Source organism: Micromonospora sonneratiae, from assembly GCF_042679305.1.
Taxonomy (GTDB): domain Bacteria; phylum Actinomycetota; class Actinomycetes; order Mycobacteriales; family Micromonosporaceae; genus Micromonospora_H; species Micromonospora_H sonneratiae.
Genome location: NZ_JBHTMP010000031.1, coordinates 65,911 through 90,252, shown reverse-complemented (window position 1 = coordinate 90,252; position 24,342 = coordinate 65,911). Strand labels below are relative to the sequence as shown.

At 69.6% G+C, this 24,342-nt stretch carries 21 protein-coding genes; 9 read left to right on the top strand and 12 right to left on the bottom strand.

Annotated features, from left to right (window positions below):
- From ACFQ4H_RS20240 to ACFQ4H_RS20225, 4 genes are all read right to left on the bottom strand, one after another.
- Window positions 1-984: arginase family protein (locus ACFQ4H_RS20240; RefSeq protein WP_377572598.1), on the bottom strand; the 984-nt coding region annotated here is incomplete at its 3' end.
- Between the two features lie 81 nt (window positions 985-1,065).
- A complete protein-coding gene (locus ACFQ4H_RS20235; RefSeq protein ID WP_377572597.1) occupies window positions 1,066-1,995 on the bottom strand; it encodes a tetratricopeptide repeat protein in 930 nt (309 codons plus the stop codon).
- A gap of 127 nt (window positions 1,996-2,122) precedes the next feature.
- Window positions 2,123-3,811 carry an acyl-CoA mutase large subunit family protein gene (locus ACFQ4H_RS20230; RefSeq protein WP_377572596.1) on the bottom strand — a complete coding sequence of 563 codons (1,689 nt, stop codon included), beginning with the start codon at window positions 3,809-3,811 and terminating at the stop codon, window positions 2,123-2,125.
- A 174-nt stretch (window positions 3,812-3,985) separates the two neighbouring features.
- A complete protein-coding gene (locus tag ACFQ4H_RS20225; RefSeq protein WP_377572594.1) occupies window positions 3,986-4,456 on the bottom strand; it encodes an Asp23/Gls24 family envelope stress response protein in 471 nt (156 codons plus the stop codon).
- 232 nt (window positions 4,457-4,688) lie between these two features.
- Here ACFQ4H_RS20225 and ACFQ4H_RS20220 point away from each other — a divergent pair, with 232 nt between their 5' ends.
- Both ACFQ4H_RS20220 and ACFQ4H_RS20215 read left to right on the top strand, forming a co-directional pair.
- Complete coding sequence (locus tag ACFQ4H_RS20220; RefSeq protein ID WP_377572592.1) at window positions 4,689-5,246, top strand: hypothetical protein; 558 nt, start codon at window positions 4,689-4,691, stop codon at window positions 5,244-5,246.
- Complete coding sequence (locus ACFQ4H_RS20215; protein WP_184536165.1) at window positions 5,243-5,569, top strand: transcriptional regulator; 327 nt, start codon at window positions 5,243-5,245, stop codon at window positions 5,567-5,569. Before ACFQ4H_RS20220 ends, ACFQ4H_RS20215 begins: the two co-directional genes overlap by 4 nt.
- Window positions 5,570-5,630: 61 nt before the next feature.
- Here ACFQ4H_RS20215 and meaB read toward each other — a convergent pair whose 3' ends face one another.
- Both meaB and ACFQ4H_RS20205 read right to left on the bottom strand, forming a co-directional pair.
- Window positions 5,631-6,617: a methylmalonyl Co-A mutase-associated GTPase MeaB gene (gene meaB / locus ACFQ4H_RS20210; RefSeq protein ID WP_377572590.1), complete on the bottom strand. Its 987-nt coding sequence runs from the start codon at window positions 6,615-6,617 to the stop codon at window positions 5,631-5,633.
- The gene (locus ACFQ4H_RS20205) at window positions 6,617-7,810 is read right to left on the bottom strand and encodes an acetyl-CoA C-acetyltransferase (RefSeq protein ID WP_377572588.1); all 1,194 of its coding nucleotides are present in this window, start codon (window positions 7,808-7,810) and stop codon (window positions 6,617-6,619) included. The genes meaB and ACFQ4H_RS20205 overlap by 1 nt, the downstream gene beginning before the upstream one ends.
- A gap of 64 nt (window positions 7,811-7,874) precedes the next feature.
- Between ACFQ4H_RS20205 and mce the strand changes: the two genes are divergently transcribed.
- Window positions 7,875-8,354 (top strand): methylmalonyl-CoA epimerase, encoded by a 480-nt coding sequence (gene mce / locus ACFQ4H_RS20200; RefSeq protein WP_377572586.1) that lies wholly within the window; start codon window positions 7,875-7,877, stop codon window positions 8,352-8,354.
- Between the two features lie 63 nt (window positions 8,355-8,417).
- Here mce and ACFQ4H_RS20195 read toward each other — a convergent pair whose 3' ends face one another.
- The gene (locus tag ACFQ4H_RS20195) at window positions 8,418-9,278 is read right to left on the bottom strand and encodes a phytanoyl-CoA dioxygenase family protein (protein WP_377572584.1); all 861 of its coding nucleotides are present in this window, start codon (window positions 9,276-9,278) and stop codon (window positions 8,418-8,420) included.
- A 46-nt stretch (window positions 9,279-9,324) separates the two neighbouring features.
- On the opposite strand from ACFQ4H_RS20195, the gene ACFQ4H_RS20190 reads away from it, so the two are divergent.
- The 6 genes from ACFQ4H_RS20190 (at window position 9,325) to ACFQ4H_RS20165 (ending at window position 18,771) form a co-directional block, all read left to right on the top strand.
- Window positions 9,325-10,422, top strand: a complete 1,098-nt coding sequence (locus ACFQ4H_RS20190) for a TIGR03621 family F420-dependent LLM class oxidoreductase (RefSeq protein WP_377572582.1) — start codon at window positions 9,325-9,327, stop codon at window positions 10,420-10,422.
- 282 nt (window positions 10,423-10,704) lie between these two features.
- The gene (ccrA, locus tag ACFQ4H_RS20185; protein ID WP_377572580.1) at window positions 10,705-12,060 is read left to right on the top strand and encodes a crotonyl-CoA carboxylase/reductase; all 1,356 of its coding nucleotides are present in this window, start codon (window positions 10,705-10,707) and stop codon (window positions 12,058-12,060) included.
- Window positions 12,061-12,483: 423 nt separating this feature from the next.
- Window positions 12,484-13,734: a DivIVA domain-containing protein gene (locus ACFQ4H_RS20180; RefSeq protein ID WP_377572578.1), complete on the top strand. Its 1,251-nt coding sequence runs from the start codon at window positions 12,484-12,486 to the stop codon at window positions 13,732-13,734.
- 227 nt (window positions 13,735-13,961) lie between these two features.
- Window positions 13,962-15,755: a coiled-coil domain-containing protein gene (locus ACFQ4H_RS20175; protein WP_377572577.1), complete on the top strand. Its 1,794-nt coding sequence runs from the start codon at window positions 13,962-13,964 to the stop codon at window positions 15,753-15,755.
- A gap of 371 nt (window positions 15,756-16,126) precedes the next feature.
- Complete coding sequence (locus ACFQ4H_RS20170; protein ID WP_377572602.1) at window positions 16,127-17,200, top strand: AI-2E family transporter; 1,074 nt, start codon at window positions 16,127-16,129, stop codon at window positions 17,198-17,200.
- Between the two features lie 236 nt (window positions 17,201-17,436).
- Window positions 17,437-18,771: a hypothetical protein gene (locus ACFQ4H_RS20165; RefSeq protein ID WP_377572575.1), complete on the top strand. Its 1,335-nt coding sequence runs from the start codon at window positions 17,437-17,439 to the stop codon at window positions 18,769-18,771.
- On the opposite strand, the gene ACFQ4H_RS20160 is transcribed toward ACFQ4H_RS20165, so the two are convergent.
- Genes ACFQ4H_RS20160 through ACFQ4H_RS20140 form a run of 5 tightly spaced genes read right to left on the bottom strand, consistent with a single transcriptional unit; the run spans window position 18,764 to window position 24,164 of the window.
- Complete coding sequence (locus ACFQ4H_RS20160) at window positions 18,764-20,140, bottom strand: Coenzyme F420 hydrogenase/dehydrogenase, beta subunit C-terminal domain (RefSeq protein ID WP_377572574.1); 1,377 nt, start codon at window positions 20,138-20,140, stop codon at window positions 18,764-18,766. The two genes, ACFQ4H_RS20165 and ACFQ4H_RS20160, sit on opposite strands and share 8 nt — an antisense overlap.
- A 22-nt stretch (window positions 20,141-20,162) precedes the next feature.
- Window positions 20,163-21,467 carry a polysaccharide pyruvyl transferase family protein gene (locus ACFQ4H_RS20155; protein ID WP_377572572.1) on the bottom strand — a complete coding sequence of 435 codons (1,305 nt, stop codon included), beginning with the start codon at window positions 21,465-21,467 and terminating at the stop codon, window positions 20,163-20,165.
- Window positions 21,464-22,105: a PIG-L deacetylase family protein gene (locus tag ACFQ4H_RS20150; protein WP_377572571.1), complete on the bottom strand. Its 642-nt coding sequence runs from the start codon at window positions 22,103-22,105 to the stop codon at window positions 21,464-21,466. The genes ACFQ4H_RS20155 and ACFQ4H_RS20150 overlap by 4 nt, the downstream gene beginning before the upstream one ends.
- Window positions 22,102-22,935 (bottom strand): sugar phosphate nucleotidyltransferase, encoded by an 834-nt coding sequence (locus ACFQ4H_RS20145; RefSeq protein WP_377572569.1) that lies wholly within the window; start codon window positions 22,933-22,935, stop codon window positions 22,102-22,104. The genes ACFQ4H_RS20150 and ACFQ4H_RS20145 overlap by 4 nt, the downstream gene beginning before the upstream one ends.
- A complete protein-coding gene (locus ACFQ4H_RS20140; protein WP_377572567.1) occupies window positions 22,935-24,164 on the bottom strand; it encodes a methyltransferase domain-containing protein in 1,230 nt (409 codons plus the stop codon). The genes ACFQ4H_RS20145 and ACFQ4H_RS20140 overlap by 1 nt, the downstream gene beginning before the upstream one ends.
- Window positions 24,165-24,342 lie beyond the last annotated feature (178 nt).

Here is a 24,342-nt window from a genome sequence, read left to right as displayed (position 1 = left end):
CGCCCGTAGCCCCCGCCGGCCCGGGGCGGCAGCCGACTGCGCCGGCAGTAGCCGCAGCGGCGCCGAGTCGCCTGCCGTGACCGGGGCCAGTCCGGCCACCAGCGTGGCGACGATCTCAGCCGCGTACCCGCCGTCCGGATCGTAGTCCGGGTCGAAGACGGTGAGTTCCATGCCGAGGCACTGCGGCGTCTCGACCAGGCCGGCGATCAGCAGCTCCAACTCGGTGAACGCGATCCCACCGGGGTCGGGAGCGTCGACGGCCGGCATCACCGCCGGGTCGAGCACGTCGACGTCGACGTGCAGCCAGTAGCCGACACAGTCGGAGAGCTGGTCGCGGGCCCACTGGGCGCTGCGGGCCGGGCCTTCGACCCGCAGGGTGGGCACCGGCCGGGTGACGATGCCGGCGGCCTGTAGGTCCAGCCGGTACTCGTCCTGGGCCCGGATACCGAGCACCACCACGTCGATGTCCCGGAAGTACGGCCGGCGGCCCTCGATCGCGGCCAGGTCGGCCTGTCCCCGGCCGGTCACCAGGGCAAGGTCCTCGCCAGCGGCGGCACCGACGTACGAGGCGTTACCCGGGTGCCGGAAGTCGGAGTGACCGTCCACGAAGATCAGCCCGATCCGGCCGCCCATCGTCTCGCCCAACCGGTTCATCGCCAGGGCCGAGCCGAGCAGGATCGAGCAGTCCCCACCCAGCACCACCGGGAACTCTCCCTGGTCGACGATCGTCCCGATCCGCTCCGCCAACGACCACGAGTATCCCGCGATCGCCCCGGCGTGGCAGACGCCGTCGCCGGGGCGCCAGTCGCCGGGGTCGTATCGCGGCGGGGTGAGACAGCCCGCATCCCGCGCACCGAGCCGGGCGACCAGGTCATGGTCGCGCAACGCCCCCGGTGCCTTGGCACAGCCGGGCACCGAGGACAGGGTGGGCGGGCGCAGCCCCAGGTTGGACGGTGCGTCGAGGACAGCGATCCGGCGCATCATGGGCTCCTGTCCTGGTCGCGGCCGTGGGGGCTGGCGGGCTCGCTTCTCGTAGTCGGGTCGGGTCAGTCGATGGGCGGCTGGTCAGAACAGGGCTCTGGCGAGGGCCCGCCGAGCACTGGCCACCGCCGGATCGTCGGAACCAGCGATCTTGAACAGGGACACCAGGTGCTGCCGGGCCGCCTCACGGTCCTCGCCCGAGGTACGCCGGACCAGGTCGACCAGACGAGCGTACGCCTGCTCGGCCTCTCCACTGAGCACCTCGACGTCTGCGGCCAGCAGTTGCGCCGCGACGTCGTCCGGCGCGGCCTGCGCGGCGGCGAGAGCGGCCACCGGATCGGCCCCGGCCACCCGACGAGCCAGCCCGACCTGCGCGAGGCCCGCCTCCGCGACCGCGTCCGCGGGGGATTCCGCGAGGATCTTCCGGTACGCCTGCTCCGCCGCGTCGAGGTCGCCGTTGATCAGTGCCTCGTCGGCCTCGTCCAGTCGCGGGTCCTCCGGAGCGGCCATCACCACCCCGCCCGCCTTGAGCACGGCATCGAGCCACTGGCGCAGCTGTGCCTCGGGGACCACCCCGGCGAACGCGTCCACCGGCTGACCACCGACCACCGCGTAGACCATCGGGATGCTCTGCACCCGGAACATCTGGGCGAGGCGCGGATTGCTCTCTACGTCGACCTTGGCGAGCACCCAGGCGCCACCGTCTGCCTCGGCCAGCCGTTCCAGCACCGGGGAGAGCTGCTTGCACGGTTCACACCAGGCGGCCCAGAAGTCGATGACAACGGGGGTGGTCATCGACCGCTCCAGCACCTCCGACTGGAAGGTTGCCTCCGTGACATCGATCACGGCTACTCCGCCAGCCGCCTGTGGGGCACCGGGACCGGCCGGTACGCCGCCCGGCGTGGCGTGGGCGGCCGGAGCAGAGGGGGCAGGGGTCGGTGCGGCGCTGCGCAGCGCGCCGAGGTCTACCGCGCCGCGGGTGAAGATCGACGGGTTGATCCGTGGTTCGCTCATGGTTGTCTAGTCTTGCACGCGCGTCAGCCAACCCAGACCAACCAGCGCCGCTGCCAGCAGCTGGCGGGGGGGGGGGTCCCGCATCGGACAGCCGCCCCCGCCAACCGGACACCACCGGGCCGGCCGGTCAGAACCGGGCCGGCTCCCGATAGACACCCCACTCGCCACGCAGGGCATCGCAGATCTCACCCAGTGTCGCCTCGACGCGTACCGCGTCCAGCATGGCCGGGATCATGTTCTCGCCGGTCCGGGACACCTCGATCATCCGGGCCAGCGCCGCTTCGACGGCGACACCGTCCCGGTCGGACTTGCGGGCCGCCAGCACCCGGCGCTGCTCCAACTCCACCTCGTGCGAGATACGTAGGATCTCCAGATCCTTGGCGATCGTGCCGGTGTGGCAGTTGACCCCGACGATCTTCTTGTCGCCCTTCTCCAGCGCCTGCTGGTAGGTGAAGGCCGCCTCGGCGATCTGTCCGGTGAACCAGCCGTCCTCGATTCCCCGCAGGATGCCGGAGGTCATCGGCCCGATCTGGTGTGGCCCGTCGCCGCCGAGTTGACGGATCCGGGCGAAGATGGCCTCCGCCTCGGCCTCGATCTTGTCAGTGAGCGCCTCGACGTACCACGAGCCGCCCAGCGGGTCGGCCACGTTGGTCACCCCGGTCTCCTCCATCAGCACCTGCTGGGTCCGCAGGGCGATCTCGGCGGACTCGTCGGTGGGCAGGGCCAGGGTCTCGTCGAGCGCGTTGGTGTGCAGCGAGTTGGTGCCGCCGAGCACCGCCGCCAACGCCTCCACAGCCGTACGGACCACGTTGTTGACCGGCTGCTGGGCGGTCAGGGACACCCCGGCGGTCTGCGTGTGGAAGCGCAGCCAGAGCGCCTTCTCGCTGGTGGCGCCGTACACCTCGCGGAGCCAGCGGGCCCAGATCCGCCGGGCCGCCCGGAACTTCGCGATCTCCTCGAAGAAGTCCACGTGCGAGTCGAAGAAGAAGCTGAGGCCGGGGGCGAAGACGTTGACGTCCAGGCCACGGGACAGCCCCAGTTCGACGTAGCCGAAGCCGTCGGCGAGGGTGTAGGCCAACTCCTGGGCGGCGGTCGAGCCGGCCTCACGGATGTGGTAGCCGGAGACGGAGAGCGGCTTGTAGCGGGGGATCTCGGTGGCGCAGTACTCCATCAGGTCGCCGATCAACCGCAGGTGCGGCTCGGGGTCGAAGAGCCACTCCTTCTGGGCGATGTACTCCTTGAAGATGTCCGTCTGCAGGGTGCCGTCCAGGGTGGACAGATCGGCCCCCTGCCGCTCGGCCGCCACCAGGTACATGCAGAAGACCGGCACCGCCGGACCGGAGATGGTCATCGACGTGGTCACCCCGGCCAGGTCGATGCCGGCGAAGAGGGTCTCCATGTCGGCGGCCGAGTCGATGGCCACGCCGCAGTGACCGACCTCGCCCAGGGCCTGTGGGTCGTCGGAGTCGCGGCCCATCAGCGTGGGCATGTCGAAGGCGACCGAGAGGCCGCCGCCGCCCGCGCCGAGGATCATCTTGTAACGCTCGTTGGTCTGCTGGGCGTTACCGAAGCCCGCGAACTGCCGGATGGTCCAGGTCCGCCCCCGGTAACCGGTCGGATGGAGACCCCGGGTGTACGGATATTCGCCGGGCCAGCCGATCCGCTCGAACCCGGGATAGGCGGTGCCCTCCGGTGGGCCGTAAACGGGCTCGACGGGCAGGCCCGAGAGTGTGGTGAAGTCGGCGTCCCGCTTGCGCGCGGCATCGTATCTGGCCTGCCAGCGCGCCCGTCCGGCGGCGATCTCGTCGGCGTTCATCCGGGGGGCTCCTCCTCGAGTCCTCGACTGTCGTCGAGTGTAGAGGGCATTCCTGAACGATCGCTAAGTCAGTTCGTACCGGGCGGTAACCGGACGTCGGGTGGCCACGCCGACAGCGCCCCGGCCGCGACGTACGGGTCGGGTCATGGACCGACCCGTACCCGTACGCAATCGTCAGGCCTCGGTGCTCGGAGCTGCCCCCAACTCGATGTCGTCGACCGTGACGTTCACCGCGGTGACCTCCAGGCCGTACCCCTGGACCGCCGCGACAACGGCGCGGCGCACCGCCTCGGTCACCTCGGCCACGACGTGCCCCTCCGCGATCACCAACACGACGTTGATCACAGCGCTGGTGCCGGTGACCTTGGCCGAGATCCCCCGCCGGGCGTCCCCCACACTGTCCAGGCCGACGCGGTCGAGCACGCTGTTGAAGAACCGGGCCACGTCGCCGCCGAGGTCAGCGACGCCGGGCACCTTCCGCGCCGCACTACCGGCGATCTTCTCCACCACTTCCTCGGAGACGGCGGTGGCCCCCTGCGCAGCGCCACCCGGCACGGCGGCTCCACTCGGCGCGGCCGTCGGTACGGCGGCAGGTGCGGCCGGAGCGTCCTCGGCGGCCGGCACGTTATCCACAACCTCGGTCATTGCTCACTTCTCCCCTGGTCTCGGCACCGGATCGACAGCCTGCCCCGATGCCATCCGCGATGAGCGAGCGTACTAGCCAGAGGCGACCCAACGGCAGCCCGCAGCGCCTCGGCCAGGGTGTCGAAAGCGGTCAGTCCGGATTGGAACCCGCAACTACCGCACGACAGACCGGTCCGCATTGCAAACCAGTTTGCGAATCTGTACGTTAAATGGCATGGAACGAAGGATGCCGATGACCGACTCGACACAGGTCCGCTACGTCACCGAACACTTCGAGATGCTGCAGGGCCTGGCCATGCTTCCGGCGATCGCCTGGTGCGGCCTGGCCATGAGCTGGGCCGCCGGTTGGGTCAACGGATGGACGCTGCTTCCCGGCGCACTGGTGGCGGCGCTCGCGGTGCTGGCTGCCGTGGCTCACTACCGCCGAACCTACGGGCAGGTGCGGCAGCGCCACCAGCACCGCGCCAAACACATGCTGCTGTGGCCCGTCACCGGCCTTCTCACGGTGGCGGCCCTCGTCCACGCACTCGACCTAGACCTGCCCGTCAGCTTGGAAACCCTGATCCTGTCAGTAGGGGCGCTCGCCGGTGCCCGGTTCGAGCGTCCACTCGCCCCGGCCCTGCTGCTCATCGGCTGCGCCGGAACGGTTCTGAGCCTGCTCCCGCTCGGCGGTCCAGCCGGCCCCCATCCGCTGTCGGTCACCGAGCACTGGATCATCGCCTTCATCACCGGTACCGCGGTCCTGGCTGGCTGGAGTCACCTGCTGCTGCGCCGTACCCTGGGCCAGTGAGCCGCCCGTTCGAGGAGCTGGCCGGTCTGGACAAGCTCATCCACGAGCCCGCCCGCCTCGCCATCACCACCGCCTTGGCCTCCTGCGAGGAAGCCGACTTTCTGTTCCTCCAGCGGCTCACCGGCCTGTCCAAGGGCAACCTGTCCGCCCATCTCGCAAAGCTGGAGACCGCAGGCATGATCGAGATCGACAAGCGGTTCGCCGGCAAGCGCCCGCAGACCTGGATCAGCCTCACCAAAGCCGGCCACCGGGCCGTCGAAGCCCACTGGCACCGCCTCGATGATCTTCGCTACCGCACCCGAGCCTGGACAGCGGACGCCTGAAAGGAAGGGCCCCTTCCAAGGCAAGAAGCGATGGAAAGGGGCCCTTCCTAACCACAGTCATTCAGCCGAGGCCGGCCAGCAGTTCCTCGGCGGCGGCGTACGGATCGAGCGTGCCGTCGGCCACCCGCGCCGCCAAGCCCGGCAACGCCGTACCGTCGCGCAGCGAGCCGATCCGCCCCCGCAGCACGCCCAACGCGATCGCCTCGACCTCGGCGGCGGCCCGGGCCTCCCGGCGTCGACGCAGTTCGTCATGGTCGTCCAGCCAGCGGCGGTGCTTGTCGATGGCAGCGACCACGTCGTCGATGCCCTCACCCCGGGCGGCCACCGCGCGTACCACCTGTGGGCGCCACTGGCCCGGCCCCCGCTCACCCAGGGCGATCATCCCCTGGATGTCGCGGACCGTGGCGTCCGCACCGTCCCGGTCGGCCTTGTTGACCACGAAGATGTCGGCGATCTCCAGGATGCCGGCCTTCACCGCCTGGATCGCGTCGCCCATCCCCGGGGCCAGCAGCACCAGCGTCGTGTCGGCCAGGGAGGCGACCTCCACCTCCGCCTGCCCGACCCCCACGGTCTCGACCAGCACCACGTCGCAGCCGGCGCCCTCCAGCACCCGTACGGCCGCCGGGGTGGCTGCCGACAGCCCACCCAGGTGGCCCCGGCTGGACATGGACCGGATGTAGACACCCGGGTCGGTGGCGTGGTCCTGCATCCGGACCCGGTCACCGAGGATGGCCCCACCGGTGAACGGACTGGACGGGTCGACGGCCAGCACCCCGACCCGGTGCCCCCGGGCCCGCAGCGCCCGGACCAGTTCGTTGGTCGTCGTCGACTTACCCACACCGGGCGACCCGGTCAGGCCCACCACCTGGGCCCTGCCGGTGTACGGCGCAAGGGCCGCCGCGACCTGCGGCAGCACCTCGTCACCGGACTCGACCAGAGTGATCAACCGGGCCACCGCCCGCGGGTCGCCCTGCCGCGCCCGCTCGACCAGCAGCGGTACGTCCCGACTGCGCCGCACCGGCGGCGCGCTCGTGCCAACCTCGCCCACTATGCGCGCTCGCCGCCCGGCACGTGGATGATCAGCGCGTCGCCCTGTCCACCGCCGCCGCACAGGGCCGCCGCGCCGGTGCCACCGCCCCGCCGCTTCAGTTCGTACGCCAGGCTGAGCACGAGCCGCGCGCCGGACATGCCGATCGGGTGGCCGAGCGCGATCGCTCCGCCGTTGACGTTGACGATCTCCGGGCTGATCCCGAGGTCACGGGTGGACTGGATACCGACCGCGGCGAACGCCTCGTTGATCTCGATCAGGTCCAGGTCGGAGATGGTCAGCCCGCCCTTGCGCAGCGCGTGGGCGATGGCGTTGGACGGCTGCGAGTGCAGGGAGTTGTCCGGCCCGGCCACGTTGCCGTGCGCGCCGATCTCGGCCAGCCACTCCAGCCCCAGTTCCTTCGCCTTCGCCTTGCTCATGACCACCACGGCGCAGGCGCCGTCGGAGATCGGGGAGGCGCTGCCGGCGGTGATCGCCCCGTCCTTGGTGAAGGCCGGGCGCAGCTTGCTCAGCGTCTCGACCGTGGTGTCGGGCCGGATGCCCTCGTCCTCGGTGATCACGACCGGGTCGCCCTTACGCCGTGGGATCGACACCGGCACGATCTCCTCGGCGAAGACGCCGTTCTTCTGCGCGGCGGCGGCCCGCTGGTGGCTGGTCGCCGCGAAGGCGTCCTGCTCGGTCCGGGTGATGCCGTGCCGGACACCGTGCCGCTCGGTCGCCTCGCCCATCGAGCAGCAGTCGTACACGTCGGTGAGTCCGTCGAGCGCCATGTGGTCCTTGATCACCACATCGCCGTACTTGTAGCCGTCCCGCTGACCGATCAGCAGGTGCGGGGCGTTGGTCATCGACTCCATCCCGCCGGCCACCACGATGTCGAACTCGCCGGCCCGGATGAGCTGGTCGGCCAGGGCGATCGCGTCCAGGCCGGAGAGGCAGACCTTGTTGATGGTCAGTGCCGGGGTCGACATGGGGATACCCGCCTCGACGGCGGCCTGCCGGGCCGGGATCTGCCCCGCACCGGCCTGGAGCACCTGCCCCATGATCACGTATTGCACCTGGTCGGCACCGATCCCGGCCCGGTCCAGGGCACCCTTGATCGCAATCGCACCGAGTTTGGTTGCCGGGAGGTCCTTGAGGTTGCCCAGCAGCCGTCCCATCGGGGTACGCGCGCCGCCGACGATCACCGAAGCCATAGTTTTCGCCTCCGAGGGGTGGACTGATCAGACACCTTAACGATTGTTAGGTCAGACTAGCGTCATGACCGACCACTCCCCCGCCATGCCCTCTGCCGACTATGTCACAGAGATCGGACTACGACGAATCGACCATGTCGGAATCGCCGTTGCCGATCTGGACGTGGCGATCGACTTCTACCAGCGGGTCTTCGGGATGCGCTGCGTACACGTCGAGACGAACGAGGAACAGGGCGTACGCGAGGCGATGCTCTCCGTCGGGCCGACCGGCGACGGTGGCTACCTGCAACTGCTGGCTCCGCTGTCCGAGAAGTCGACGATCGCCAAGTTCCTGGACCGTAACGGCCCGGGCGTACAGCAGGTGGCATACACCGTCGCCGACGTGGACGCCGCGAGCGCGGCCCTGCGGGAACGCGGCGTACGCCTGCTCTACGACGTACCGAGGCGCGGCACCGCCGGATCGCGGATCAACTTCGTCCACCCGAAGGACGCCGGTGGCGTACTGGTGGAACTGGTGGAGCCCGCGCCGGACGGCCTGGGCTGAGTCGGCTGTCAGGAAGGGCCCTTCCCGCACGGAATGCGACAGGAAGTGGCCCTTCCCACCCCCTCAGCTGATCAACTCCGCCGGCAACTGCGCCAGGTCCGTGGTCCGCAGGAAGTCACCGAGAGTGGTGCCTGTGCACTCCGAGTCGACGTTGGGGGCACCCACCCGGTCCTCGACATCGCGTCGGTTGACCACCCGAAAGTCGATCGAGAAGCGGGTCCGGCCCGACGTGTTCGGCACGGTGGTGTGCAGTTGCGCACCGGAGAAGATGAGGATGCCGCCCGGCGGGGTGATCACCCGGATGTCCGGTTCCCGGCTGATCTCCTCCTCCAGTTCGGGCTGCTTACGGGTCTCCACGTCGACCTGCTGGGCGGCGGAGGTGCGACCGTACGCGACCCACCGGGCGTAGTCGTAGTCCCGGGAGCTGTTACGCACCGCCGCGTCGAAGTACGGCGGGTGGAAGGCCATCACGTTGGCCTCCTCCACGTCGTAGATCGGCATCCAGTAGTTGAGCTGGGACATCGGCGCGGAGAACCAGGTGTCCCGGTGCGTATGGAACTGCAGGGTCAGCCCCGCGTTGAGGTAGTCGCTGGTCATGGTGCGCAGCCGGGGAACGTCGAAGTAGGTCTGCTCCGGTTCGACGCCGAGCTCGACCAGGATGTCGCGGACGAGTTCCTTGCTGCGTGGATGGTTGATGAAGGCCGGCTTCAGCGTGGCCAGCACGTCCACGTAGGCCGAGCCGGCCAGGTGATGCTGCGCGTCCGGCGGGAAGTGCGGCGCGAACGCCGCCTCGGCCATCTCCCGGGCGAAGGCGACCAGCGCCTTCGATGCCGGAGTCGGCGAATATACGAAAAGGTCGCCGCCGAAGAGCTTCCTTCGGCGTTCATCGTCGGAAACTGGCGAGTCGAAGTACACCACTGTCATAGCGGCCTCCTGAGGAAGGATCTCAGCCGCAGGCCACGGTAGGGCCGTGGCGGGTCGCCCGGGAAGGGCCATCGGGGCGCTGTCGCCAATCCGACCTGCGCCGCACGACGCGTACGACGCGCCACCCGACGACCACGCCATACAGTCGGGCGGATCACCCACCCCTCGGGCCCCTCGGGAGGACGACATCGCCACTCCACCACGCCCGTTCCGGTTCACCGCGTCCATGCCGGCGCTCACCCAGCCGGTCGCCCGGTGGCGCGACGAGATCCGCCGGATCGAGGACCTGGGTTTCAGCTCGGTGTCGGTGTCGGACCACTTCACCGGCGGTTGGGCGATGGACCCGCTGGTGGCGATGACGGTCGCCGCCGAGGCCACCACCCGCCTACGGGTCCTCGGCATGGTCTTCTGCAACGACTTCCGGCACCCGGTACTGCTGCACAAGTCCCTGGCCAACCTGGACGTCTTCTCCGGCGGTCGGGTGGAGGTCGGCCTCGGTGCCGGGTGGCTGCGGGACGACCACGACGCGGCCGGGCTGCCGTTCGACCCACCCGACGTACGCGTGGCCCGGCTGGCCGAGTCGGTAGAGGTCATCTCGGCGCTCTTCGGCGACAAGCCGGTCACCTTCGTGGGCCGGCACTACCAGCTGACCGGGTTGGCCGGGTTGCCCAAGCCGGTGCAGCGCCCGCGCCCACCGCTGCTGATCGGCGGGGGCAGCCGCCGGATCCTCGAACTGGCCGGTCGGACCGCCGACATCGTCGGGATCAACCCCCGACTGGCACCCGACGTGGACCCGCGCACCGCGGTCGCCGAGATGAGTCCGGAACGGATGGACCGCAAGGTGGCCTGGGCCCGTACGGCCGCGTCGGCCGCCGGTCGGGACCCGGGGGCGCTGGAGTTCCAGTTGCGCATGTTCGACGTACGGGTGACCCACCGGGGCGTCGAGCACCGTGCCACGTCCAGCCACGCCGCGCTGGCCTCCCCGGCCGCGTTGGCGTCCTCACCGTCCGTGCTGCACGGAACCGTCGACGAGTGCGTCGACCGGCTGGAGGAGATCCGTCAGCGGTACGGCGTCAACTATCTGCACCTGGGCGGCAACCTCGCCGCTGCGGCACCGATCGTCGCCCGGCTGGCCGGCCGCTGATCCGATACCGGCGCACGGAACCTCCGCGCCGCTGATCCGATACCGACGCACCGGACCTTCGCCACCGCCGCAGGGTCCCTGGCGCGCGCATCGGTTCGCCCACCGGCATCGACACGCAGCTCCACGCATCGACCAATGCAGTTTTTCACAAACAGCTTCCCTCCATAACTACCGTTAAGTAACCTCCGGCGAACACGCGCGCTACCTGCGTCGATCCTGGCCCGCCCAGCGCGTCGGACGACACAGGCAATGCCATCGGCACGGACGAACGGGAGTTGGGTCGTGCGAAGAATCCTCGAAACGATCATGGCGGCGGAAGGCCGCACCGACCCGGGCCGGCAGCTGGCGGAGCTCGCCCAACTGCCCGTCCCGGAGACCTACCGCGGGATGGTCGTACGCGCCGACGAGACGAACATGTTCGACGGGGTGGCCACCCGGGACCGTGACCCCCGCCGATCGCTGCACCTGGCGGAGGTGCCCACCCCGGAACCCGGCCCGGGGGAGGCACTGGTGGCGGTGATGGCCAGCGCCATCAACTACAACACCGTGTGGACGAGCATCTTCGAGCCGCTGCCCACCTTCAAGTTCCTCAACCGCTACGGCCGGCTGTCCGACCTGACCCGCCGGCACGACCTGCCCTACCACGTGGTCGGCTCCGACGCCGCCGGCGTCGTACTGCGGGTCGGCCCCGGGGTGAGCCGGTGGCGCCCGGGCGACGAGGTGGTCGCGCACTGCCTGTCGGTCGAGCTGGAGGACGCCGCCGGGCACGACGACACGATGCTCGATCCACAGCAGCGGATCTGGGGATTCGAGACCAACTTCGGCGGGCTGGCCGAACTCGCTCTCGTCAAGGCCAACCAGCTCATGCCCAAGCCCCGCCACCTGAGCTGGGAGGAGGCGGCCAGCCCCGGGCTGGTCAACTCCACCGCCTACCGGCAGCTCGTCTCCCACCACGGCGCCAACATGAAACAGGGCGACGTCGTACTGATCTGGGGCGCCTCCGGGGGCCTGGGCAGCTACGCCACCCAGCTCGCGCTGCACGGCGGAGCGATCCCGGTCTGCGTGGTGTCCTCACCCGACAAGGCCGAGCTGTGCCGACGGATGGGGGCCGAACTGGTCATCGACCGGGCCGCGGAGGGGTTCCGGTTCTGGAAGGACGAGCAGACCCAGGACACCGACGAGTGGCGCCGCTTCGGTGAGCGGATCCGCGAGCTCACCGGCGGTGAGGACCCGGACATCGTCTTCGAGCATCCCGGACGGGAGACCTTCGGGGTGAGCGTCTACGTCGCCAAGCGTGGTGGCACCGTGGTCACCTGCGCGTCGACCAGTGGCTACCAGCACCAGTTCGACAACCGTTACCTGTGGATGAACCTCAAACGGATCGTCGGCAGCCACTTCGCCAACTACCACGAGGCATGGCAGGCCAACCGCCTGGTCTCGCTGGGCCGGATCCATCCCACCGTGTCCCGGACCTTCCCCCTGGAACAGACCGGCGACGCTGCGTACGAGGTGCACCGCAACGCCCACCAGGGCAAGGTCGGCGTGCGCTGCCTGGCCCCGAGCGACGGCCTCGGCGTACGTGACCACGAGCTACGGGCGCAGCACGAGTCGGCCATCAACCGTTTCCGGGGGCGCTGAGCACGGCCGCGCCGGACCTGGCCGGCGTGGCCCCGGGCCATCACCGATTGGTGATCGCCATCACCGGGCGCCGGTTCGCAAGCGGAAGTCGACCATTCCATCGGTTACGGATTGCGATTTCGCCCGGGCGCCGTAGTTGATTCACCCACCAAGATGAACGTTGGCGGAAAAGACCGTCCGGGTTCTTTGGAAGGCTCGCTGGTCGTTCTTTCGAGGCGGGCCGGCCACGCGCTCGACCGGCGACCATGGTGCCGCTACGCACCGACGCGGCGGCAGCCGGGAACTGTCAAGATCGGAAATTGGGCACGCTGGCTGTGAGTGATCACAGCCGGCGGGCCATCCGTTGAGCCGACCAGGTAAACAGGACCAACCCGGCCCTCCGGCTCTTGCGAACCACCCTGGTACGTCTGCCAGTATGTCCCAATGCCCCAGCAGCAGTCCTCCCCTCTTGCGTTCTTCGATAACGCGAACTCGCAGCCCGACTTCACCGTCGTCCTGCGCGGCTACGACCGGGCCCAGGTCGACGACTTCCTCGGCCGGCTCACCGCCGCCCTCACCCAGTCCGAGCAGGCCCGTGGCGAGGCTGAGCAGCGCATGAACGACGCGCAGCGACGGCTCCGGCAGGCCGAGCAGCGCCTCAGCTCGGTGGAACAGAAGCTCACCGACACCAACAAGCAGCTCGAGGAGAACAACCGACCCACGCTGTCCGGACTGGGCACCCGGGTCGAGCAGATCCTCCGGCTGGCTGAGGAGCAGGCCAACGACCACCGCGGTGAGGCCAAGCGGGAGTCGGAGGGGATCCTCTCCGCCGCACGGCTGGAAGCGCGGGAGATCACCGACAAGGCGCGGGCCGAGGCTGCGGCGATGAAGGCCACCGCCGAGCGGGAGGCGGGCAGCGTCCGTACCGCCGCCGAGCGGGAGGCGGCCGAGGTACGGGTACAGGCCCGCCGCGAGGCGGACACCCTGCGCGCCGACGCCGAGCGGGAAACCAAGCAACTGCGTACGGTGACCGCGCACGAGGTGGCCGAACTGAAGTCGACGGTCGAGCGCGAGGTGGCGACGTTGCGGGCCACCGCCGAGCGGGAGATCACCCAGCAGCGCGCCAAGGCCGCCCGCGAGGCCGAGGAGAAGCGCGCCGAGGCGACCAAGCTGCTCACCGACGCCCGGGACAAGCGGGACAAGGATCTACAGGCACTGGAACTGCAACTCGCCGAGCGCCGGGAGAAGGCCGAGCGGGAGGAGTCCGAGCGGCACGCCGCCCAGGTGGCGCAGACCCAGAAGCTGGTCGGCGAAGCCGAGCAGCGGGCCCGGGTCGCCCAGGACCGGGCCAAGGAGATCGAGCAGCGGGCCGAGGCGCGCCGGGTCGAGTCCGAGCGGACCGCCGCTGAGACGGTGGACAAGGCGAAGGCCTTGGCGGACAAGACCGTCAACGAGGCCCGTACCGAGGCGCAGCGCCTGCTGAGCGAGGCCCGTACCGAGGCCGACCTGGCCCTACAGACGGCCCGACGCGAGGTCGAGGACCTCACCCGGCAGAAGAACGCGGTCACCGCTCAGCTCGGCCAGATGCTGTCCGGCCTGGCTGGCATCGTCCCGACGGTCGGCGCGGCAGCGTCCGACGACAAGAAGTCCGACAAGGACGAGTCTGACGAACGGGCAACGGCTGACGCTTCCTGACGACCATCGACACGCATTTGATCGTGTCCGGTATGACCGGCTGGGCACGTGCTACCAAGCGGGGCATAAGTGGGTGATGCGGGGCCACACCGGAGAAACTGGGTGCGGCCCCGCATACTGTCTGGGCTGGAATCCTTCAGATCCGACCCGCACCCGGGCGTGAAGTAGGCGTCGTCAGCGCGGTCCGTATTGCCGCGGATCCTGACGATGCGTGTGAGGATGGGAACATGTCGCACGGCGAGGAACTGTTCGCTCTTGGCGGAGACGTGGCTACGGAGCCAAGCTTCGAGCCAGCCTTTCGGGGCTACGAAAAACGACAGGTGGACCGGTACGTCGCTCGGGCCGAGCACGAGATCGCCACGCTGGCTGCCGAGCGTGAGCAGGCGTACACCCAGATCCACAAGTTGGCGGGCCAGGTAGAGGTACTACAGCGCGACCTGGCCAACGTACGTCGTCAGGTCGGCGTGGTCGATCGGGCCTCGTTCCGACACCTCGGGCCCCGCGTCGAACAGATCCTCGTCCTCGCCGAGGAGCAGGCCGAGGCGATCCAGGCCAGCGCCATGCAGGAGATCGAAGTCAGGCGGGGCGAGGCGGAGCAACTGCTGGCCGACGCCCGGGAACAGGCCGCCACCGCGCTACGCGACTTCGAGATCGCACTCGCCGCACGCCGCGAGGAGGAGGACCGGGCCAACGCGGCTCGGCGGGCCGAGGCCGAGGCGACCGTGGCCGCCGCCGCCGACGAGGCCGCCCGCCTGCGGGACGCCGGTGAGGCCGCCCACGCCAAGGCCGTCGCGGAAGCCAACCAGCTGATGGAGGCCGGACGGGCCGCCCACGCCAAGGCCAAGCAGGAGGCCGTCCAGATCCACGAGGCGGCCAAGGCGGAGCAGGCGAGGGTGCAGCAGGAGGTCGCCCAGCTACGCGAAGCCGGCCAGGCCGCCCATGCCAAGGTCCAGCAGGAGGTCGCCCAGCTACGCGAAGCCGGCCAGGCCGCTCACGCCAAGGCCCAGCAGGAGGCCAAGCGGATCACCGACCAGGCCACCGAGGCGGGCCGGCGGGCCCGGTCGGAGACCGAGGCGTACGTACAGCGCATGCGCACGGAGACCGAGGCGTACGTCCAGCAGGCCCGGGCCCAGACCCAGCAGGAGCTGAGCGCCTGGCGCAGCCGGGTCGAGCAGGAGATCAACCAGCGCCAGGCCGCCAGCGAGCAGGAGATCACCGAGCGTCGGACCGCCGTGGAGCGGGAGTTCACCCAGTGGCGCGACGGCCTCGAACAGCAGTACCTGGCGAAGCGGGCAGAGGCCGAGCAGGAAGCCGTGGAGCTGCGCCAGCAGGCCGACGAGTACGCCAATGGCGTCCGCCAGCAGGCCGACGAGTACGCAACCGGCGTTCGCCAGCAGGCCGAGCAGGAGGCGGAGGAGGTCCGGCAGCAGGCAACGGTGGCCGCAGCCGAGATCAGCCGGCAGGCCGAGCACGATGCCGAGGAGATCCGCCGACAGGCCGACGAGCACGTGTCGGTGGCCAAGCGACAGTACGAGGAGTACGCCGCAACGGCGCAGCAGGCGTTGGCCACCACCCAGCAGCACCTCGCCACCACCCAGCAGGAGGCGGTAGCCGGGCGGCAACAGTTGGCCGAGGTGATGCAGGAGATCGCCAAGGCGCAGCAGACGCTGGCCGACATCCGCCAGGAAGCCTGGAAGTTCCGGCAGGAATCCGATCAGATCGAGCGGCACCTGGCACAGCTGCGCAAGCAGTTGGCCGCCGAGGGCGGAAAGCTGCCCGACGGGCAGGTCCCGGCCGAGCCGGCCAGTCCCCCGGTCGAGGGGACCACCGCCACCGAGCCGGTGGCCGCCGCGACGACCGACGACGGCCAGCCGGTCACCGTCTCCGCCCCGGTCGAAGCCGGACGGGATGCGGTCAAGTCCACCGTCGCGGGCTCCAGCGACCCGTCCGGCAAGCGCGCGAAGGGCACGACCAAGGACCGGGGCGCCAAGGCAGAGAAGGTCAGCATCGAATCCGAGTGACCTGCACCGGGGTTCGCTGACCCGGGACTGGCCGACGGTATTCCAGCCGACTAACCTCCGAATCGGTAGCCCCGCGCCCGGTGGTCGCCTCCGGTCTCGGCGACACGGTGCCACTGGCCGTCCTGTCGCCGGTTCCATGGCGCGGGTCGGCACGGCATCCGGCAGGGCCAGACCGTCGGGAGGGTCCGGTGACGGACGAGAAGTCGGTGCCTGAGGAGAACCCGCCCGCGCCGGCAACGGCGGCGGCCCGCAGGGACACCGGGGGCCGCAACGACACCGGGGCTCGCAGGGACACGGCTCGCAACGACACCGGGGCTCGCAGGGACACCGGGGGCAGCGGCCCGGCCGAGCCGACAACCCCCACCGAGGACGTGCCGCCCGGTCACTTCGGTGAGCATGGCCGCTTCGGTGAGCCCGGCCGGCCCCTGCGCCGTAACCCGTTCCTGATCGGCTTCACCGGCGCACTGGGCGTGCTGCTGGCCTACACGGCCTTCCTCGCCGTACGCAATGCGGCGTCCATTCTGGTCCTGGTCTTCACCGGGTTGTTCCTCGCGATCGGGCTCAATCCCGCCGTCGTCCGACTGCGGGCGTGGGGGCTGCCCCACGCCCTGGCCGTCGCCACGGTCGCTCTGACCGTGGTGCTGTTGCTCTGCGGCGGGCTGTTCGCCCTGGTGCCCCCCATCGTGACGCAGTCCGGGCAGTTCATCGACCAACTCCCCGCCTACCTCGAGGAACTGCGACGCAACGAAACGATCAACCATCTGGTCGAGCGCTACCACCTGATGGAACGGGTCGAGTCCGCAGCCAACGCCCAGACGATCGGGCAGGCACTGGGCGGCGTGTTCGGGGGTGCCCGGTTCATCTTCGGCACGATCTTCAATGTGCTGACCGTACTGGTCCTGACGATCTACTTCATGTCCGCCTTCGACCGGATGAAGGATCTCGCGTACGCCCTGGTGCCCGCCTCCCGGCGGGACCGGGTACGCCTGATCGGCGACGAGATCCTCACCAAGGTCGGCGCCTACATGGTCGGGGCGCTGTTCATCGCGGTGCTGGCCGGCGTGTCCGCGTTCGTCTTCTCGGTCGTCGTCGGGCTGGCCTATCCGTTCGCGCTGGCCGTCGTGGTGGCCGTCTGTGACCTGATTCCGCAGATCGGCGCGACCCTCGGCGCGGTGATCGTCAGCCTGGTCGGCTTCGCCTCCGACATCCAGGTCGGCATCGCCTGCGTGGTGTTCTTCATCGTCTACCAGCAGGTGGAGAACTACCTCATCTACCCCAAGATCATGCGACGCTCGGTGAAGGTGAACGACGTGGCGGCCATCGTCGCGGCGCTCATGGGCGTCGCGCTCTTCGGTGTCATCGGTGCCCTGGTGGCCATACCCGCGGTGGCCGCGGTCCAGTTGATTCTGCGTGAGGTGGTGCTACCCCGACAGCAGCAACGTTGACCAATAATCCGCATCTGTCCGAAATCTGTCAGATCGAAGTATGTAACGCGTTCGGTACGCCTTGTAACATCCAAGTTGTACGGGGCGGCAGGCAACGTCGACTGACCAACCTCGCGACCCGTTCCGAGTGGTGACTCGGCAGCACGGGCGACATCCACTCCGGGTGGGCGGACCAGGTTGGAGCCGCGGTAGGTGGGCTCCGCCCCGGCGGAAGTCGACCTCTGCGAGGGGGAATCATGTCCGACACCAACCCCCCGGCTCCGGTCGATCCACCACCGGCCAACTGGCGAACGACCTGGCTCAGCCGACGTCGGTTGATCGCCGGCGGTGTCGGCCTCGGCCTCGTAGCCACCACCGGAGCCGCCTACCTGCTGCTGCGGGGGCCCGGGTCCGAGGACGCACCGATGGTGATCGACAAAGCCGGCACCGTGGTCAGCGGTCAGACCGTCGACCGACCGATCGTCATCGCGGCGAACAACGTCACCCTCCAACGGATGACGGTCCGGGCCGGCGGAACCGCGGTCATCACCGTACGGGCCGGATTCACCGGCGCGGTCGTCACTGACTCCGACCTGCACTGCACCACCCGGGAGACCGACGGAATAGTCCCCGGCCACTACTCGGCGACCCGGGTCAACACCTTCGGCTGCCGTCACCCGTTCGTGTACGGCCCGAACGCGCCGGCCACCATCACCAACTCCCGGCAGGACGGCAGGCCGTACCCGACCGGCACCGGCACGCTCAACCCCGACACCGTCCCGACGCCCACCCCGTCCGGCACGGGCGGACCGGCCAGCCCACAGCCGCAGGCCCCGCCCACCCCGTTGAGCTACTGGCCCGGCCCGACCACCACCGGTGTGCCGCCAGGCACCCCGTTGAGGGACTCCGGCTCGCTCAACCTGCGCAAGGACGGGCAGATCGTCTCCGGGCTCAACATCAACGGATGCGTCAACGTCTACGCCCGCAACGTCATCATCAGGAAGTCGCGGATCAGTTGCACCAGCACGGTCTACGCCCTCCGTACGTACCCGACCGCCAGGAACCTGGTAGTCGAGGACGTCGAGATCAACGGCAACCGGAAGGGATCGACCGCGGTGTGCTGCGCCGACTACACACTCCGCCGGGTCAACATCCACAGTGTCGGTGACGGACCCCGGCTCGGCGACCGCACCAACGTCGTCGACTCCTGGATCCACGACCTGACCCGGGTGGGCAACTCACACAACGACTCGCTCCAGACCACGGGCGGCGCCGACATCGTCGTACGGCACAACCGGCTCGACACGTACAACGCCAGCACCCGGGACCCGATGAACGCCTGTCTGATGATCGGCTCGACCATCGTTCCGCTGGTGGACAACCTCCTCTTCGAGGGCAACTACTGCAACGGCGGCAACTACTCGATCGGCATCCGTACCGACCTGACCGCGTCGAACGTCGTCATCCGCGACAACAAGTACGGCCGCGACTACCGATACGGTGTGGTCGCTCGGCCCAACCACCCGGGAATAACCTGGGACCGGTTGACCAACGTGTGGTTCGACAACGGTCAGCCGGTGCCGATCAGGTGACCGTACGCCGCTGACGCTCGTACGGGGTCAGGTCGGCCGGCGTGCGCAGTCGCTTGCGCCGGATCCGGCGCAGGGTGCCCGCGGTCGACTGGAGCTTCTCCCGGGTCGACAACGCCCGCCACCACATGCCGGCCATCGGCAGGTGCCTGAGTCGGGGGGTCATCAGACCGGCCATCCGCAGGCTGACCAGCCGACCCCAGACCGCGCCCCGGGCCCGCAACAGGTTGGGCTGGGAGTCCGGCAGCACCCGGGCCGCCACCGGCTCCAGCACCAACGCGCCGGCCGCGATCGCCGCTTCGACCAGGCGTACGCCCCGCTCGGTACGGGCCAGCACCAGCGAGCGCCCGGGATCGTCCCCGGTCGGCCGGTACCACGGGTCACCGACCGCCACGTCGGCGAACTCTCCGGTGTGGTCGGCGCACAGATAGCAGCGCCACTGCCGGTGCTTCTGCAGGATCTCGCCCCACGACTGTTCGTAGGTGAGCGACCGTTCCTGACCCGGTGGATCGTCGACCAGTTGGGCCCGGGCCCGTCCGGGCCAGCCGTTGCCCCGGTAGTGCACCGACGCCACCCGGTCCGGGTCGGACGTGCCGAGTCGCTCCAGCATCTCCAGGGTTCCCCGGGTGGTCGGCGTACCGGCGCAGAAGACCGCGATGGTCAGACCGACCCGGGCATCCAGTTCCGGCCGGACCCGCCGGGCCATCCGTACCGCCGCCACGTCGCACGGCTTGCCGATGAAGACGCAGGGCGCCTCGGCCGACTCGATCAGGTCCAGCCGGTCACACGGGCTGGCCGGCGCGTAACGGGAACCGGCACCGGCCAGCAGCGCCGTCCGGTCCCGGGACAACCGGGTCTCGTTGAGGTACGGCACATCCGCCCGGGCACCGATGTGCAGCGCACCGGCCATCCCCTCCTGTTCCAGGCAGTACGCGGCAAGTGCGGTGGCCACTCCCCCACTCGACCCGGCGAACCGGATCTCCGGATCGGCGGCGTAGCCCTCCCAGATGGCCCGGACCGGCCCCCAGGCGGCCCGCAGTTCCGGGATCTCCCCCGGTGCCGGGGTGCTGGTCTCGTGTTCCAGCCGCACCCCGGGGCAGCACTTCAGCGCGGCAGCCGCCCCCGTACCCGTGGTCGGGCCCGGGCGGTCGACCGGGGCCCGGCGGTCAGCCGGGGTCGGGCCGGCGGTCGGACCCGGGCTGGTTTCCCGGCTGGCGCGGGTGGGCTGTACCGGGATCACCGGCAGTGGGCGGCGGCCGTAGTCGAGCACATCGGCCATCCGGACCTCGTCGGGCGCCAGATAGGCGCACACCCCGCATCCGGTGCAGAGCTTGTTCGTGGCGACGTCGTACACCGTCCGGGGTCGGACCATCAGTGTGCTCCCGCAGTAATGATCAATAGTGTGCTCTGGCCGTGGTACGGCCAGCATGTTCCGCCCGCCCCAGGGCGACGATCTCGTCCATCTGTCCGGCTGCCCGCCGGATGGCCACCGGCACGCGCTCGGCCAGTTCGACAGCTGTCTCGGCCCTCGTCGTCCAGGACGACCAGAGCGTCTCCAGCAGTTCGTCGTCGCCGAGCCGTCGGGCGTCGGCGACGTGCCGCTGCTGTCCGACGCTGGCGAAGACGCCTCGCGCCTTCAGGCTGTAGGCGATGTTCGCCGCCGGCACCGCAGAGGAGAGCGCGGCGATGGTGGCGTGCATCCGCATCCCACAGAACCACGAGGTACGGGCGATGACCCACTTGGCCTGGTGCTGGTCCAGATCGGTCGGGGCGACCATGACCCGGTCCCCGTGCCGGGCCGCCAGGGCCTCCCGCAACCGCTGGCTGGCCGCCACGTCGTCGTCGGGGCCGTCCTGGCTGCGTACGTGCGGCACGATGATCAACCGGGTGTCCGGCTCGTCGAGCAGCCGCTGGCACAGCCGTAGGGCCACCTGACCGCCGTCACCGGCGAGACCGAACCGGGCCATCCCCTCCGCCCGGACCATCAACCCACTGATGTTGATGCCGACGACCGGCCCGGGAGCGGCGGCGAACCACCTGGCCAGCCGCTCGTACGCCGGCCCGTCGGGTTCACGTGGCTCCAACGCGAAGGCGACGTCGACGCCTTCCCGGTGCCGCTGCGGATCGAGGTCGGGGCCGAGCAGTTCGGCCAGGGCGTGGAAGCTCTCCGGGTCACGGGCCCAGGCCATCGCCGCGTCCCTGGTCAGGGCGGCGGCCTCCGCCCGCAGTCGCTCGGACCGGAACGGCCCGTACGTCTGTGGCAGCAGCACCAGCGGTCGGCCACGGAGCAGGGTCAGCCGCTTCGGCCAGGCCACCGACCGGAACCGGTGCTCACCGTAGATGTCGCTGAAGCTGTCCCCACCGCTGACGTCGAGCACCATGTCGGCCGCGTCGATCCGGGCCAGGCCGGCGTTGCCGAGGCCGCCGAGGGCGGCGCAGACCCGCATGTTCACGTAGGACTCGGGCCGGTGGTAGCGCCGGGAGTGCCGCGCGCCGGCCAGGGAGATGGCGACCGGTCGACCGGACACATAGGCCCGACCGGGCCGCTGGCCCCAACCGTCGTCGAACACGGTCACCCGTGCCTGTGGCTCCCTGGACAGCAGACCGGCCAGGGTGGCGGCCCGCAGGGCACCGACCCCGAGGTTGTTGCCGGACCCGGGCACCCCGAACAGGCAGGCCGAAAGTGTCGTTGTGGTCATAGCTGGATCACCGCTTTCTCGCACCGGAACGCCTCGGCGTACCGGGACCGGCATTCCATGCCGCGCAGCCGGGCCAGCCCGAGGAACGTCTCATCGTCCCACCAGTCACGGACTTTCTGTGACGGGAAACACGCGTTGAGTAACTCCACCTTCCGGTGTGCCCGGCCCTCGGTCAGCGGCAGGTACACGTTGCGCCGCCCGAGGTCCCCGTCCCACTTTGGAATCTCGTACTGCAGGACCGGAGCCCGACGGAACGCCGTGGGCACCAGCTCGGCCAGCGTGCGGTGGTCCTGGTGGGCGTCGTCCGAGCCGGGCGCGACGACCAGGTCCGCGTCCAGTGCGGCGGCTGCGGCGTCCACGATTCCCTTTGCCTGCTCCCACCGGGCCGGCACCCGGCCGTCCGGCAGCCCGTGCAGGTCGAAGGTGATCCGGGCACCGGGCAGGAACTCGGCGGCTGCCGTACGCGCCTCAGCCTGCCGGTCGGGGGCACCGGTGAGCAGGACATAGTGGACACGTAGTCCGTCGACGGCGGCAGCCAGGGACAGCAGCAGGCCACCGGCCCCGATCTCGATGTCGTCCGGGTGCGCCCCGAGCAGCACCACTGACCGCACCCCGGACAGGCGCAGTGGCGTCGTCACTGACCCACCTCGTGGATGGCGGCACTGCCGGCACCGGCGGTCACACCGTGCCGGTTGGAGTCCCAAAGCATCCACGGACACCGGCCGGACCGGTAGAGCTGCTCCAACTCCGCGCGGTCCTTGAACGTGTCGGCGGCCCGCCAGAAGCCGGTGTACCGCTGCGCGATCAGCCGCCGTTGCGGCAGCAGCCGCTCCAGCGCATGGGGTACCAGATCCTCGCCGGTCCGCAACTCGGCGAAGATCTCCGGGCGGAGGATGAAGTAGCCGCCGTTCTCCCACTGCATCAGGTCCCGGATCGGCCGTACCCGGCTCACCTGGTCGTGCCCGTCGATGTCGATGACGTGATGGGTCGACTGCACCGGTACGGCCAGCAGGCTGGCGGTCGCCGTACTGTCCCGGAACCGCTCGATCATCTGCGGCAGCGGCGCGTCGGTGAGCGTGTCCGCGTAGTTGGCCAGGAAGTACGGATCGTCCTCGACGTGTTCGCGGATCCGCATCAGCCGCTCGCCGATGGTCGCGTGCAGCCCGGTGTCGATGAAGGTGATGTTCCAGTTGGTGATGTCGGAGGAGAAGAGGTGTACGTCCCGTACGCCCATCGTCAGGGTGAAGTCGTTGGAGATCGTTTCGTCGTAGCGTAGGAAGTAGTCCTTGACCGCTGCGGCACCGTAACCGAGGCAGAGCACGAACTCCGCGTGGCCGAAGTGGGCGTAGTACCGCATCACGTGCCACAGCAGCGGCCGGTCACCGATCATGGCCATCGGTTTCGGAGCGGAGGCGGCATCCTCCCGCATCCGCATACCGAGGCCGCCGCAGAACAGGACGACCTTCATCAGACGATCTCCAGTGCCGGGATCGGAAAGACCAGCCGGGCGCCCCACTGGCGTACGTAGTCGAGTTGGGTGGAGATCTCCGTCCTGAGGTTCCAGGGCAGCACCAGGATGTAGTCCGGCCGGTCCTGCTCGATCCGCTCCGGCGGATGAATGGGAATGTGCGTGCCGGGCAGGAACAGGCCCTGTTTGTGCGGGCTCCGGTCGACCGTGTACTCGACCAGGTCGGCACGGATACCGCAGTGGTTCAGCAGGGTGTTTCCCTTGCCCGGTGCGCCGTATCCGACGACCCGGCGCCCCTCGGCGCGAGCGGTCAGCAGAAACTCGACCAGGTCCTTCTTGATATTGAAGACCGCGTCGGCGAAGCCCCGGTGCCCGGCCACCGTGTGCAGTCCGGCCTCGGCTTCCGCCTCCAGCACCGACTTGACGTTGCCCGATGGTTCGCCCGCGCCGGTCAACGGCCGGGCGTGCACCCGCAGCGACCCGCCATGCGAGGAGAGTTCCTCGACATCGACGACCACCAGCTCGGCGGTGGCCAGCGCCCGCTGCGCGGTGAACAGGGACAGGTACTGGTAGTGCTCGTGGTAGATGGTGTCGTACTGTCGGCGTTCGATGAGCCGGAGCAGGTGCGGGAACTCCAGGGTCACCAGGCCGGACGGTTTGACCAGCGCGGCCAGGCCGGCGGTGAAGCCCAGCAGATCGGGGACGTGGGCGTAGACGTTGTTACCGGCCACCAGGTCCGCCCGCCCGTACCGGTCGGCCAGGTCGGCACCGGTCTGCGCCCCCAGGAACCGGCTCTCGGTACGGATCCCCCGGCCCCGGGCCACCTCGGCGATGTTGCCCGCCGGTTCGATGCCGAGCACCGGTACGCCCCGGGCGACGAAGTGCTGGAGCAGGTACCCGTCGTTGCTGGCCACCTCCGTGACCAGACTGTCCGCTCCCAGCCCCAGAGTTTCGATCATCGTGTCGGCGTACCGCCTGGCGTGCGCCACCCAGGAGTCGGAGTAGGACGAGAAGTAGGCGTAGTCGGAGAAGATCTCCTCGCCGGGGACGTACGCCGGCAGTTGCACGAGTAGGCAATCTGGACAAATTCGCACGTGCAGGGGGTAGAACGTCTCGGCGCTGTCCAGTCGATCCGCCGGCAGGTAACTTTCACACAGTGGCGACATGCCAAGGTCGACAAAGGTTTCCGTCAATCCCGTGGCGCACAGTCGACATTTGGCAAGGGTCATGCCCGATCACCCCGAGAAAGAATCGTTCTGCCCGCGTCCCGCCCGCGCGCTCCGGTCACGCTAGCCAGGCCACCCGAAAGGCGGGGGGTTAAGTAAGAAGTCCGACAATAGCCGGCCCTACTCCGGCCCCATCAATAAAATCGCCTTGCTCAAATCCGACCAAATTCCGGGAGCCCCG